A 13,466-nucleotide genomic window follows, 5' to 3' on the forward strand; every position below is an offset into this window, starting at 1 on the left:
GCCGCATGGAAACCGGCCAACTCATATCCCTCGCCCTTTATTTCGTCCTGATGCTCGGCATCGGGCTATATGCCTGGCGAACCTCCACCGACGATGTCTCCGGCTATATGCTGGGTGGCCGCAAACTCAGCCCGGCCGTCGGGTCACTGAGCGCCGGCGCATCGGACATGTCCGGCTGGATGCTGCTTGGCCTGCCGGGCGCCATCTATGTTTCCGGTCTCAGCGCAAGCTGGATCGCAATCGGCTTGTTTATCGGCGCTCTGGCCAACTGGATCGTCGTCGCACCGCGGTTGCGGGTCCATACCGAAGTGGCGGACGATGCCATCACCATCCCCGACTATTTCGAAAAACGCTTCGCAGACAATTCGCACATGCTGCGGGTCATTTCTTCGATCGTCATCATCATATTCTTCACGCTGTACACATCGAGCGGCGTCGTAGCGGGTGGCAAATTGTTCGAAAGCGCCTTTGGTGCCGACTATGCACTTGGCCTCTGGATCACGGCGGGCGTAGTGGTCGTCTACACATTGTTCGGCGGGTTCCTCGCGGCCAGCCTCACCGATTTCGTGCAAGGCTGCATCATGTTCGTTGCGCTCGTCCTCGTACCGGTTGTCGCGCTCACAGACATTGGCGGCATGGAAGGCCTGCGCACAACGATATCGGGCATCAACCCCGAAATGCTCAACCTGTTTGGCGGCGTGACGTTGATCGGCGTGATATCCGCCATGGCCTGGGGCCTGGGCTATTTCGGGCAGCCCCATATCATTGTCCGCTTCATGGCGATCCGCAGCGTCAAGGATATGCCGCGGGCCCGCAATATCGGCATGACCTGGATGGGTGTCACCCTGATCGGCGCGCTCTCGACCGGGCTTATTGGCCTTGCCTGGGCGACGCAGAATGGCTTGGCGGTCGATGATCCCGAAACGATATTCATCCTGCTCAGCCAGGTTCTTTTCCATCCGCTGATCGCCGGTTTCCTGCTCGCCGCGATCTTGGCCGCGATTATGAGCACCATCTCATCGCAGCTTTTGGTGTCGTCGAGCTCGCTGACCGAAGATTTCTATCGCATTTATCTCCGCCGCGATGCGAGCCAGGGGGAACTGGTGCTGATCGGGCGCCTTTCCGTGATCGCCGTCAGCCTGGTGGCGATCATGCTTGCCTATAACCCCAACAACAATGTGCTGGGACTGGTGAGCAACGCATGGGCGGGCTTTGGCGCCGCATTTGGCCCGATCATCCTGCTCAGCCTCACCTGGAACCGGATGACCCGCAACGGTGCCTTGGCGGGCATGATTGCTGGCGCGGTGACGGTGCTTGCCTGGATCTATGTTCCAATCCTAGCCGACGGTGCTACCCTTTCCTCGCTGATCTATGAGATCGTCCCGGGCTTTGCGGTATGCGGGATCGTGGCGATCGCGGTCAGCCTGTTCGGCAGCGAACCGGACCAGGCCATCGCGGATACCTTTGAACGGGCCCGCGCAGTGCGTACTGGTTGAGTGAGGAGATCGAAATGTCCGACATCCGCAATACCGATCATGCCAATATCGCGTTGCTGATCGACGCGGATAACGCCTCGCATCACGGCATCGATCCGGTCCTCACCGTGCTTGCCGAGCTCGGCAATGTGAATATCCGGCGGGCCTATGGAAATTGGCGCAAACAGGCGCTCAAAAACTGGGTCGACAAGCTGCATCGCTATGGCATCGAACCGCAGCAGCAATTCGATCTCACCAAGGGCAAGAATGCCACCGACATGAAGATGACCATCGACGCGATGGATTTGCTGTTCGGCGGCCGGGTCGATGGCTTCGGGATCATGAGCTCGGACAGCGATTTCATGCCGATGGCGATGCGCATTCGCCAGGATGGCATACCCGTTTATGGCTTTGGCAGCGGCAAGACACCCGAAGCGTTTCGCCAGGCCTGTACGCGTTTTATTGACGTCGAAGCGCTGATCCGCGCCGAGAAGGAAAAGAATGACGGTGCGAATGGCGAAAGGAGCGAAGTGGACGATGATGTCGTTGCGCTGCTCATCGATGCCTATGACGCCGCCAAGCGCGATGAGAACGGCTTTGCCGCCCTGTCAGCCGTCGGCCAACGCGCCGGCAACCGCTCCAGCTTTGACGTTCGCAACTATGGCTATACCCGGCTCAGCGATTTGATCGAAGACATTCCCAATTTCGCCACCGAAAAACGCGAGCGTGGACAGGTGTGGGTAAAGAGGGTGCGGTGATCGCCGCTGGCGATTGAGCGGAAGACCTCGGATTCGATCCCCTCCCCGCATCGTCACCCCGGACTTGATCCGGGGTCCAGTGCGCCAGGCACCCTTATTTGCGGCTCTGGATGCCGGATCAAGTCCGGCATGACGGTTGGTTTCACCGCAGCTTCTTTAGACTAGCGCGTCAGTTTCTTGTAACTCATCCGGTGCGGGCGATCCGCCTCGTCGCCCAGGCGGCGGAGCTTGTCTTCTTCATAGCTTTCGAAATTGCCTTCGAACCATTCGACATGGCTATTGCCTTCAAAAGCAAGGATATGGGTCGCGAGGCGATCGAGGAAGAAGCGGTCATGCGAGATGACCACAGCGCAGCCGGCAAAGCTTTCCAGCGCCTCTTCAAGCGCACGCAGGGTTTCCACGTCGAGATCGTTGGTCGGTTCATCCAACAGCAGCACATTGCCGCCCTCTTTGAGCATCTTCGCCATATGCACACGGTTGCGTTCACCGCCCGATAGCTGGCCGACCTTTTTCTGCTGGTCGGTGCCCTTGAAGTTGAAGGCGCCGACATAAGCGCGCGTCTGCACTTCATGCTTGCCGAAGGTGAAGATATCGAGCCCGTCTGACACTTCTTCCCAGACATTATGGTTCGGATCGAGCGCATCGCGGCTCTGGTCAACATAGCCGAGCTTCACCGTTTCGCCGATCGAGATATCGCCCGCATCGGGCTCTTCCTGTCCGGTGATGAGCTTGAAGAGCGTAGTCTTACCCGCACCGTTCGCACCGATCACGCCGACGATACCGCCAGGTGGAAGGCTGAAGGTCAGATCGTCGAAGAGCAATTTGTCGCCATACGCTTTGGTCAGCCCATTGGCTTCGATCACCTTGCCGCCAAGCCGTTCGGGTGTCTGGATGAGGATCTGCGCCTTGCCGGGTGAACGGTTTTCCTGGGCTTCAACCAGCTCATCAAAGGCCTTGATACGCGCTTTCGATTTAGTCTGGCGCGCCTTCGGGCTCTGCCGGATCCAGGCCAGCTCGTCCGAGATCGCCTTTTGCTTGCCCTTATCCTCGCGCTCTTCCTGTTCGAGGCGCTTGGATTTCTTGTCGAGATAGGTCGAGTAATTACCTTCATAGACAAAGTAGCGACCGCGATCGAGCTCGAGGATCCAGTTGACGACATTGTCGAGGAAGTAGCGATCATGGGTCACCAGGATCACATTGCCCGGATAGTCGACGAGATGTTTCTCGAGCCAGGCAACGCTTTCCGCGTCCAAATGGTTGGTCGGTTCGTCAAGCAGCAAGATATCGGGCTTGTCGAGCAGCAAGCGGCATAGCGCGACGCGCCGCCGTTCACCACCGGACAGGCTTTCTACGCTGCTATCGCCGGGTGGGCAGCGGAGCGCGTCCATCGCGATTTCCAGCTGGTTGTCGAGCGTCCAGCCATCAACCGCGTCGATCTTCTCCTGAAGTTCGCCCATTTCTTCCATCAGCTTGTCGAAATCGGCATCTTCGGGCGGGTCGGCCATCATGCCGGAGATTTCGTTGAAACGATCGACCAGATCGGCCACCGGGCGAACGCCATCCATGACATTCTCTTTGACGGTTTTACTGTCATCAAGGTCCGGCTCCTGAGCCAGATAGCCAACCCGAATTCCCTCGCCCGGCCACGCTTCGCCCTGAAATTCGGTATCGATACCGGCCATGATCTTCATCAGCGTCGATTTTCCCGAACCATTGGGGCCGACGATGCCGATCTTGGCATCCGGATAGAATTGCAGATGAACCTGGTCGAGGATCGGTTTGCGAGCGCCGGGAAAGCTCTTGGTCATGCCCTTCATGACATATGAATATTGCGCGGCCATGGGTCGATTACGCTCCGAAATGGGAATGTGGGAATTTCGCCGCGATGTAGGGGTCCGAAGCCGAATTGGCAAACGCTGAAACGCGCGGTAAGCGACTTGGATGCAAAAAATCATCCTCCCCCTCGCGCTATGCGCCGCCGCCCTGCCCTCCACCCTGGCTGCCCAGCCCTCTGACGCTGACATCGCCGCGATGCGCGATGCCGCGATGGAGGGCGACACGCTGGCCTATGCAATCACCGAAGGCCTGACGACCGAGATCGGCCCGCGCCTCGCTGGCACAGAAGCCGAAGCACGGGCCCGGGATTGGGCAATCACCCGGCTCACCGAGCTTGGATTCTCCAATGTCCGCAATGAACCGTTCCAGATGCCAACCTGGGTACGCGGCGTGGAGACGGCAGAGATTGTCTCGCCCTATCCGCAAGAGATGCATGTGACCGCACTCGGCCGCAGCGGATCGACTGGCGCTAATGGCATTCGTGCTGAGATTGTCGCCTTTGAAGATGTCGAAGCTTTGCGCGCCGCACCGATGGGCAGCCTTGAGGGAAAGATCGTCTATGTCGGCCATCATATGGAAGCTGCGCAGGATGGCTCCGGCTACGGATTTGCTGGACCAACCCGCTGGATCGCACCTTCGCTCGCATCCGAACGCGGTGCCGCAGCAATTGTCATCCGCTCGGTTGGAACGGCCAACCACCGCAGCCCGCATACCGGTGGTACCAACTGGGCAGACAGTGTCACGCCAATTGCCGCGGGTGCACTCTCCAACCCCGACGCAGACAATCTTGAGCGGATGATCGCCCTCGGCCAACCGGTGTCCATGCATCTCACGCTGACGCCGCGGTGGATCGGTGATCAGGAATCGGGAAATGTCATCGCCGAAATCCCGGGCGCCGATCCGGATGCGGGAATCGTTGTTGGGGCCTGTCATGTCGATAGCTGGGATTTATCTCCCGGCGCCTTCGACGATGCCTCGGGTTGCGGGATTGTGACCGCCGCAGCCCATGCGATCCTTGAAAGCGGAATACAGCCGCGCCGCACGATCCGCCTGTTTTGGGCGGGTGCCGAGGAAGTCGGCCTGCTCGGTTCGACCGCCTATTTCCAACGCCATGGTGCCGACAATCATGCGCTGGTCTCCGAATCTGATTTCGGGGCAGATCGAATCTGGCGTGTCGAATTCGCACTTCCAGACGGCGCCAGCGCCGATGCCGATCGCGTAACCCGCCTGCTGGCTCCACTGCGCATTCCACGCAGCACCCTGCCCGCCTCGGGCGGCCCTGATGTGCGGATCCTCGCGACAAATGGCGCTCCAGCCATTGATCTTCAGCAGGATGGCACCCGCTATTTCGATCTGCATCACACGCGCAACGATACACTCGACAAAATCGATCCTGCGCAAATGCGGCAGAATGTGGCAGCCTGGATCGTCATGTTGGCCGTTATGGCGAATAGCGAGGCGGCGCTCTCACCCACTGAAATCGCTGAATAATCCGCAGAAATCCGTGCCGAGACGCAGTAATCCGAACGCCCCAATTCGATACGGGTGTTCAATTACAAGTTGACGTTCCGTGAATGCACGCTATTGCACCCCGCTGGGATTGGCGCAGAGCCAGGCCCTGATTTATTGCTATGGGAGCACTTAATAATGAAGAAACTTAGCTTTGCGCTTGCGTCCGCCAGCCTTTTTGCGTTGGCCGCATGCGGCGAAACCGCCACTGAAACCGCCGATGAAGGCGCTGAAGCCGTTGAAGAAGCAACGGAAGAAGTTGCTGAAGAAGCAATGGCCGAAGGCGAAGAAATGGCTGAAGACGCCATGGCTGAAGGCGAAGCAATGGCTGAAGATGCCATGGCTGAAGGCGAAGAAGCTGTTGAAGATGCAATGGCTGAAGGCGAAGAAGCCGCTGAAGACGCTATGTAATTCAGCGGTTGGCCGATTAGGCCAGCCAACGAAAAGAAGGGCGCTTCCCGTTGGGAGGCGCCCTTTTTTTATGTGCGTTATACGGATCTCGGCGCGGGTAACAGCTCGTAGCTGCGACCTGTCCCCCAAATGCTTGATGTCCCGGACAACATCCGCCAATCTGACCTTTGAAACCTAGGGGAGAAAATCCGTGAAACTGCTCATGAAACTGCTGTTGGCGATCTGGTTTGCGGCTCCTGTAATGGCATCGGCAGACGTTTATGACGATATTCAGGAACGCGAGCAGCTAATTGTGGGTGTTTCCGTATTCGCGCCCTGGACCTACACGGACCGAAATGGCGAGTTGGCAGGCCATGAAATCGATATTGCGCGCCGGATCGCAGAAGATCTTGGTGTAGGAGTGCGATTCGAGCTGTATAATTTCGAAGAGGTTTTCGACGCGCTCGCCAATGACGAAATCGATATGATTGCTGCGGGTGTCGCGATGACGGCCGAGCGAGCTCGACGGTTCCATTTCTCAATTCCCTATTTCTCCACCGGCGTGACAATTGCCACGGGCCCATCCGCAACCGGAGAGCTCACCGGTATTGCCGACTTCAATTCGCCCGAACTCACCATTGCCGTGGTTGAAGATACTTTGGCCGCTCGGGTTGCCGCCGAACAACTTGCCGATGCCAATATCAGCCGCTTCTCGACCGCCAGCGGAGCGGAAGGCGCCGTTATGACAGGCCGGGCCGATGCCTATGTCGCCAGCGTACCAGAACTCCGGATATTCGCACTACGAAGCGGCGGAACTGTCGCCCTGCCCCTTGATGAGCCTATGGTTTCCAGTGTGGCAGGCTTTGTGCTCCGCAATGACGAAGAGCGCCTGCTCCACTTCCTCAACAGTTGGGTCCATATGCGCGAGGCAGACGGCTATCTTGAAGATCGGCACCGCTTCTATTTCGATACGCTCGATTGGGCGGTGGACATGGTCCAGCAGTAACGGCTGGCCCGCGCGACACGGAATGCGCGAACCCAAATTCCGGTGATATTGAAAAATGGTCGGGGAGACAGGATTCGAACCTGCGACCCTCTGTTCCCAAAACAGATGCGCTACCAGGCTGCGCCACTCCCCGACCGGAAAAGGGCCCTTAGTCTGTGTAGCCGAGAAGGGCAATGAAAGAATTGGTGGGCCCGGAGGGACTCGAACCCCCAACCAAGCCGTTATGAGCGGCCGGCTCTACCATTGAGCTACAGGCCCCACCCTTTCACGGGCCTCGCCCTGCCAAAGGTCGCCTGCCGTGGCAAGCCGCTATTTCATCACCAAAGCTTATCCACGCGCGCGATCGGCTGCCGCGACAATATCGGCTGCGCGGACGGCTGTAACGCCATATTTGGCGAACAGTTCGAACATCGCATCCCACCAGTCGTAGAATGTTTTGAGCTCTGCGGCGTCACGCACATAGGGCGTGTAGCCGGGTACGACCGTTGGGGAATGATAGGAAAGGCCGATAATTGGCTGGCCATCCTTGATCAGCCGCTCGGCCGCCTTGAGCGCGACATGGATGGGATTTTCTTCGGGCGTGATCGAGACACGTTGCAAAAGCCGCGACCGTGCCAACACCGACCGCCACAACGGGATTTTTTTGCCCCAGGCAAATAGCGGAGCGCCCATCCCGCGCAGTGGCCCAATAAAGGTTGAGGTGAGCGGCAGTTCGAGAAGCGTACGTCCCGGGCCCGCCCAGAAGGGATTTGTAGTGTATCGCGAAAAATCCGGCCCGCCTTCGTCGGAATAATCGAACAGCGCCCGGCCCGAAGTATCCATGCGATACCCAGCTTCCTCGAGCAGTCGCGCGGTTTGTTCGCCGATACCGTAACGGCCTGCACGATACAGCGTTGGGCGAACCCCGATCCGCTCAGCTATCCGTTCGGTAAGATTTGCAAGCTTTGCCTGTTGCAGCTCAACCGGAAGATTACCGGTAAAGCTGGTCAGGCTCGAAACCTCCTCATCATGAGGCGGATTTACCCATGGATGGAGTTGCGTACCGATCTCGCATCCGTCCTGGGCATGCATCTCGGCTATTATAGCGGCACTGCGATCATTATCGACGATTGGATAGTCAACCATATAGGCTGGCAGCGCCCCGGCCTCGCGAAAGAAACGCTGCGCTTGGGGCAGGCCTTCCATTGCCTCAACTGAGACATTGTCTCGGCTCAGCGGTTCATCCCAGTCGAATTCTTCTTCGGTATCGACGAAAATCACATAGTGCGGGCCGAAATCTTCCGGAAGTTTCGCATAAGCACGCTTATCGGCCGGACGATCAATCCGACCAACTCGGCGTTCCGGTCGGTCGCCTGCGCCATCGGCACGGCTGGTGTTATTAACTCCCCCGCTCACCCGGCAAGGCGCTAGCATCTTTTGCGGGCACGTGCAGGACAAATTTGCGTGGTTCAATATCGAGCCGGCCATCTACCTCTTCAGCGATGTTGCGCACGAGGCGCAATGCGAAGCCGAGACCCAGAGCAGGAGCGTCCGGCCAATCACCATCAGGTGAATAGCCTGGATCCAACAATGACGTTTCTTCTTTTCCTTCTAAAAGCTTAGGGCGATCAAAGTTGATAGCGACGGCATTGCTCAGGCGGCGATTTTCGCATGTAACGGTGATGGTTTCACCGGCACCGGCAAGGCCGACCGTTGATGAGAGCATTCGCTCAACCATCCGCTCGATCGCGATCGGATCAGCCGCTAGGGGCAACAGGTCTTGTGCAATCCTTACTGCGAGGATCACGCCGCGGGTCTTGGCCTGTTCGACATACTCATCGTGCAGCCGCTCTAGCAGGACCGGCAGGTCGACCGTCTGGCTTTCAAAGTTCAACCGATCGGTCTGTGCCCGCGCGGCGGTATCGATATCGTCAATCGACTGAAGCAGCCGAACCGCCTCTGCAGCTATACCCGCAGCGCGCTCGCGATAGATCGTCGAGACCGGGCCGAGCAGTTGGCCATCTATCATTTCAGAAAAGCCAATTATCGCATTCAATGGCGTTCGCAGTTCATGGATCAACTGACGCAATGAGTCGGGCGCAAGATTTGATCCGAATAATCCATCCGATGCTGTCGCTGAAGTTGCAGCGTCCTCATCTCGGCGCGGTCTCCGCGCCATCCCGCGATACCCCGCGAAGCGGCCATCATTCTCTCCGAAAAATGGCACGGCCGAGATGCGCCAGTCGCCTGAAGCAGAGCCTTCCCCAGCAACCACAAGACGTGCGTCACGAAATGGCGCCCGCTGGCGGAACGCGCCTGCGGCATGGCCATCAACACCAAAATCCAGTGCGTCAGCGCTGAAACCTATGGTCTGGCCGATCAGAGGACCACGTGGTGCACCCTCGACCCAGCGGATCACTCCGTCGGGGCCAGCCTCAAAGCGGAACTCGTGCACACGTTGCTCATCACGGGTCGACGCCTCGCCGTCACGAGATTTGCGAAATGCTTCGATCCGATCAACCAGAGTGCGAATCTGCTCCATATTTCCGGTTGGCGATTCGGTCTTTGGCAAATCTGGCAATGCCGATGCCGCATCAAGTTCCAGGATATCCGCCTCAGGCTCAATCGCAGCGCCCACCGGCCGCTCCAAGACCATGTCCGCAGCTCCAAACTGGGACAACGCCTCAGCAACTTCGGGATCAAGATCGTCGCGGTGGCGCAGTAAGGCCCTCGAGCTGCCTCTCATCTGCGGCAAGAGATCAATCCAGTCATCCGGATCAAGGTCGACCCCCAACAACACAGGCCGCGCAATTTCCGGAGCATCTTCTGCAAAATGCGCGCACAACCAGGCGGGAATCCGTCTACCGGAAAGCGATTGAGCCGCTTTCAATCGAGTATCGGGCGGGACATCGGCTTGCCATTCGTCAAGTAAAGCAAAGGCTTGGATATGTTCGGGATCGAGCGCGATATCTTCACGTTGGGCGAATAGATCGACCAGCTGACGCCATAGTGACACGCGCGCGTCAGCCGAGTTACGCGGCTGCGCCATCACCGTTGCCAGCATGTCGTCAAATCGCATCAAAGGTCCTCATCCCGCTTCTCCGTCACCAATGCGGATAGCGGTCTCGAGATAGCCGCCGACAATGGTTAACGAAAGCTACCATTTTGATCCGTGCGATACTGGGACAATTGCTTTTCCGTGACATATAATTATAACTGGGAGAGCTTTTGTGAAGGATTTGACTATGACGGCCGCCCCTCCATCGCTCGACACAATTGATCGACTGATTTTGGCGACTCTCCAGGACGAAGGGCGAATCACCAATGTCGAATTGGCGCGGCGCGCCGGGCTGACTGCCCCCCCCTGTCTGAGGCGAGTCCGGGCGCTCGAAGATAGCGGGGCGATTGAAAGCTATCATGCAAAACTCGATCCACGCACTCTGGGCTATGGGATCACAGTGTTTGCGATGGTGAGCCTCAAGAGTCAGGCGGAAGAAGATCTTCGCGCATTCGAGCATCATATCGCTTCGCTGTCGTTGGTTCGCGAATGCCATATGTTGAACGGTGAGATTGATTTCATTCTCAAAATTGTCGCTCGGGACCTTCAGCATTTTCAGGATTTTCTGACCTCGAGCCTAACGACGATTCCCAATGTCGAAAGCGTAAAGACATCGCTGACCATACGGACAGCTAAATCTCTACCGGGTGTACCCGTCGATATCGAAGAATAGAACGCCCGGGAGCTATTGCGTATCGGTCGTCGGAGCGATCATAGCCGGCGGCACAACCGGGCGAATTTGGCCCGCATAAACGCCCCACAACCGAGCAATGCTGGCGCGTGGTCCAATAACCTGGTTTAGCGCAGCTGCAGCGCTTGCCGCATCACCGGTACGTGCCAAAGCCATTCCCAGCCTGAGATTAGCCAGTTCTGTGTCCACAGACCCCTTTTCAATCGCCATCTGATATAACGGTACCGCCGCAGCATAATCGCCAAGCGCCAGATAGTCGTTGGCAGCCGCCAACGCGTTCGCCCCCGTTGCGGCCGAAGCGGCTGATTGTGCCCGGCCAGGGAGCGCCGTGCGCAAGCTTTGCGCTGCTCGTGTCGTGCCCCGGTCCAGGGTGGCGATTTCCGAGTTCGAACCATCGAGCATATTGGCAGCCCGGCCCGCCTGAACGATGCGCTCAATTTCGACTGGCAACGTGCGGCCATGGGCAACCCGTGCATAGTCGCGATAGTCAAATTCACCCGTTAATGCGTTCGCAGCATCCTGGAGGCGCCATAGATCAAGCGCAGCTTCTGGATCGGCAGTGTAGATATCGCGATGCTGGATCAGCACGTCACGCCAGTTTCGCTGGCTGGGATGCTCGGCCAGCATGGCCTGGCCAAATCCTGCTACCTTCGCGTTGTCCCCAATCTCCTGCGCAAAATGAATAGCGCGCCGATACCAATCGACCGGGACAGTAATTCCGGCAGTTTGATGGATGGCCATTGCTCGCTCGATAAGCGCCAACGCTTCGGTATCCTGGTTCGGACCAGTGGTGATGCTGGCCAACGCAATAAAAACGCGCGGATTGGCGGTACCGCGGGTGATTGCTGCCTGAAGATCTGCGCGTGCAGCATCAAGATTCTGCGCATGATAAGAAATTCGGGCTCGATGATAATAATATTCGGCACTTTGTTCCGCTGTAATCAGCGGACTGGCCAGCAGAGTATTGATGGCAGCCACTTGGGCGGCGGTGTTGAATGTGCGGTTCGCAATATCAAGCTGCATGGTAGCGAGCAGATATCGATCTCCATCGGTTTGAAGCGAAGCCGATGCCTGACTGAGATATGCCGAGGCCGTCGGATAGCTACCCTGTGCAATCGCTGTCTGCGCCTGTTCAGCAGCCGCGCGGACGTCGGGACTAATACTATACTGCAATGGTTGCGTTTGCGCAGCCAGCGGGGCCGCACCAGAACTGACGGCCAATACGCTTCCCCAAATCGCCAACGCGGCAAGCTTTTGCACCATTATGTTCCCTACTCTTTCACAGCCTTTTCATGCGCATAGTAAAATGGGGACGGCGATACCATCTCGCCGTCCCCATAAATCATCCGCTTGTCCTGTCTGCCTCTCTATTCGGCGCTTGCAGGCTCTGCAGCCGGGGCCGGAGCGGCTTGTTGGTCCATCCAGCGCAGCCAGAAGGCGGCATGTGGCTGACGATCGCCGGTGACAGCTTCGAAGGATGAACGGGCTTCCGCCATCTGGCCCATCGAATAGTAGAGCGCACCTTTGCGGAGATTTACGACCCCAGCATCGACACCACCCTTTTCGAGCGCGAGATTATACAGCTCCATCGCCGTCGAATTCTCGCCATAGGATGCATAGGCATCGGCTGTGTTCAACGCGACGCGACCATTAGCAGAGCTGCGTGCAGCTGCTGCCGATTCCGCAAGGCCGGACTGATCAGACGCAACATTGGTCGCAAGTTCGCCAGCGACTTCCTGGTTCGCGACAATCGCACCACCGGCAACACTGCCATCATAAATTGCCTGTGCCTCACGCGGCAATCCGCGTTGATCCGCCAAGCGGATATATTCGTTGATGCTGTTCGGATCGAGCCCACCAGTGGCGCGCATTAGGCGCAACAGATCAAGATTTGGCTGATCTTCCAACCGCCCTGCCGTCTGAAGTACCCGAAGCACTTCGTTCCAGTTTTGCGGCGTCGGGTGAGACTGCAGCAACGATGTGCCGAATTCGACAACCCGGGCGACATCATTTGTCTGATAGGCCTGACGGAACGGAACCGTGTGCCAGCTCTGTGGAACTACCTGCCCGGCTGCACGAAGGGCCGCGAAGGCGCGGCTAGCCGAATCATAGCCTGCCGCACTGTTGTTCGTGCGGAAATGTGCCAGTGCGGACTGTATCAATGCGTCGCCATTGGTCGGATCATAGCGCAACACATTCTGATAGGCTTCGATTGCAGCGGCAGAGTCCTCCGCCGCATTGGCGGCGTTGCCCACGGCCAGCCAGAAGACTGGCCGACGTTCTATAGCTACCCGGTTACTGTCCAGGGAAAGGCGAAGGCCTGGAATCTGGACTGCCTGGATCTGTTCGGCGGTTCCGCCCTGCTCCTGAATCTTCGCAGCCGTCTGCAGCAGTAAGCTACCGAGGATGAAGCGATCATCCTGATTCTGAACTGTGGGCACTGCGGCCTGAAGTTGTGCCAAAATAGCAGCCGTATCGACTGGCCCCTCTTCGGCATCAAGCGCGGTCTGAGCGCCGACCACAACCGCCCGGACGCCTTCCGAAATCTCGCCCGGATCAAATTCTTCTGCTTCTTCGGCTGCCTGGACGGCCATTGCCGGTGCAGTTGCGATGACGGCTGAACCGCCAAAAACCATAGCTGCGGCCAGCCCCATGGTGGAAACCCGTTTCATGTACCCTAATCTCCCAAAAATTGTTCGCGCGGTCCCAGAACGACCGTTCAATAGCCTGCTACTAACGGATGACGCCAAGAACAAGTTGCGTT

At 57.9% G+C, this 13,466-nt stretch carries 11 protein-coding genes and 2 tRNA genes; 6 read left to right on the forward strand and 7 right to left on the reverse strand.

The window, feature by feature from the left end:
- The first annotated feature begins 5 nt into the window (after positions 1 to 5).
- Positions 6 to 1,496 carry a sodium/proline symporter PutP gene (gene putP / locus HFP51_RS04515; RefSeq protein WP_176874566.1) on the forward strand — a complete coding sequence of 497 codons (1,491 nt, stop codon included), beginning with the start codon at positions 6 to 8 and terminating at the stop codon, positions 1,494 to 1,496.
- A gap of 14 nt (positions 1,497 to 1,510) precedes the next feature.
- Positions 1,511 to 2,233 (forward strand): NYN domain-containing protein, encoded by a 723-nt coding sequence (locus HFP51_RS04520; RefSeq protein WP_176874567.1) that lies wholly within the window; start codon positions 1,511 to 1,513, stop codon positions 2,231 to 2,233.
- Positions 2,234 to 2,394: 161 nt separating this feature from the next.
- On the opposite strand, the gene ettA is transcribed toward HFP51_RS04520, so the two are convergent.
- Positions 2,395 to 4,074, reverse strand: a complete 1,680-nt coding sequence (ettA, locus tag HFP51_RS04525; RefSeq protein ID WP_176874568.1) for an energy-dependent translational throttle protein EttA — start codon at positions 4,072 to 4,074, stop codon at positions 2,395 to 2,397.
- A 100-nt stretch (positions 4,075 to 4,174) separates the two neighbouring features.
- On the opposite strand from ettA, the gene HFP51_RS04530 reads away from it, so the two are divergent.
- The 3 genes from HFP51_RS04530 (at position 4,175) to HFP51_RS04540 (ending at position 6,974) form a co-directional block, all read left to right on the forward strand.
- Complete coding sequence (locus HFP51_RS04530) at positions 4,175 to 5,560, forward strand: M28 family peptidase (protein ID WP_176874569.1); 1,386 nt, start codon at positions 4,175 to 4,177, stop codon at positions 5,558 to 5,560.
- Positions 5,561 to 5,716: 156 nt separating this feature from the next.
- Positions 5,717 to 5,989, forward strand: coding sequence for a hypothetical protein (locus tag HFP51_RS04535; RefSeq protein WP_176874570.1), 273 nt, complete (start codon positions 5,717 to 5,719; stop codon positions 5,987 to 5,989).
- A 190-nt stretch (positions 5,990 to 6,179) separates the two neighbouring features.
- A complete protein-coding gene (locus HFP51_RS04540; RefSeq protein ID WP_176874571.1) occupies positions 6,180 to 6,974 on the forward strand; it encodes a transporter substrate-binding domain-containing protein in 795 nt (264 codons plus the stop codon).
- A 56-nt stretch (positions 6,975 to 7,030) separates the two neighbouring features.
- Here the strand turns inward: HFP51_RS04540 and HFP51_RS04545 are convergent.
- The 4 genes from HFP51_RS04545 to HFP51_RS04560 form a co-directional block, all read right to left on the reverse strand.
- A tRNA-Pro gene (locus tag HFP51_RS04545) sits at positions 7,031 to 7,107 on the reverse strand.
- A gap of 50 nt (positions 7,108 to 7,157) precedes the next feature.
- Positions 7,158 to 7,232: transfer RNA gene (locus HFP51_RS04550), tRNA-Ile, on the reverse strand.
- Between the two features lie 69 nt (positions 7,233 to 7,301).
- Positions 7,302 to 8,369, reverse strand: coding sequence for a polysaccharide deacetylase family protein (locus HFP51_RS04555; protein WP_255454858.1), 1,068 nt, complete (start codon positions 8,367 to 8,369; stop codon positions 7,302 to 7,304).
- Positions 8,353 to 10,032: a HAMP domain-containing sensor histidine kinase gene (locus HFP51_RS04560; protein ID WP_176874572.1), complete on the reverse strand. Its 1,680-nt coding sequence runs from the start codon at positions 10,030 to 10,032 to the stop codon at positions 8,353 to 8,355. Before HFP51_RS04560 ends, HFP51_RS04555 begins: the two co-directional genes overlap by 17 nt.
- A gap of 166 nt (positions 10,033 to 10,198) precedes the next feature.
- On the opposite strand from HFP51_RS04560, the gene HFP51_RS04565 reads away from it, so the two are divergent.
- A complete protein-coding gene (locus HFP51_RS04565) occupies positions 10,199 to 10,684 on the forward strand; it encodes an Lrp/AsnC family transcriptional regulator (protein WP_176876542.1) in 486 nt (161 codons plus the stop codon).
- A gap of 12 nt (positions 10,685 to 10,696) precedes the next feature.
- On the opposite strand, the gene HFP51_RS04570 is transcribed toward HFP51_RS04565, so the two are convergent.
- Both HFP51_RS04570 and HFP51_RS04575 read right to left on the reverse strand, forming a co-directional pair.
- Positions 10,697 to 11,965: a lipopolysaccharide assembly protein LapB gene (locus HFP51_RS04570; protein ID WP_176874573.1), complete on the reverse strand. Its 1,269-nt coding sequence runs from the start codon at positions 11,963 to 11,965 to the stop codon at positions 10,697 to 10,699.
- A gap of 104 nt (positions 11,966 to 12,069) precedes the next feature.
- Complete coding sequence (locus HFP51_RS04575; RefSeq protein WP_176874574.1) at positions 12,070 to 13,374, reverse strand: hypothetical protein; 1,305 nt, start codon at positions 13,372 to 13,374, stop codon at positions 12,070 to 12,072.
- Between the last annotated feature and the right edge of the window lie 92 nt (positions 13,375 to 13,466).

The organism is Parasphingopyxis sp. CP4 (assembly GCF_013378055.1).
Taxonomy (GTDB): Bacteria; Pseudomonadota; Alphaproteobacteria; order Sphingomonadales; family Sphingomonadaceae; genus Parasphingopyxis.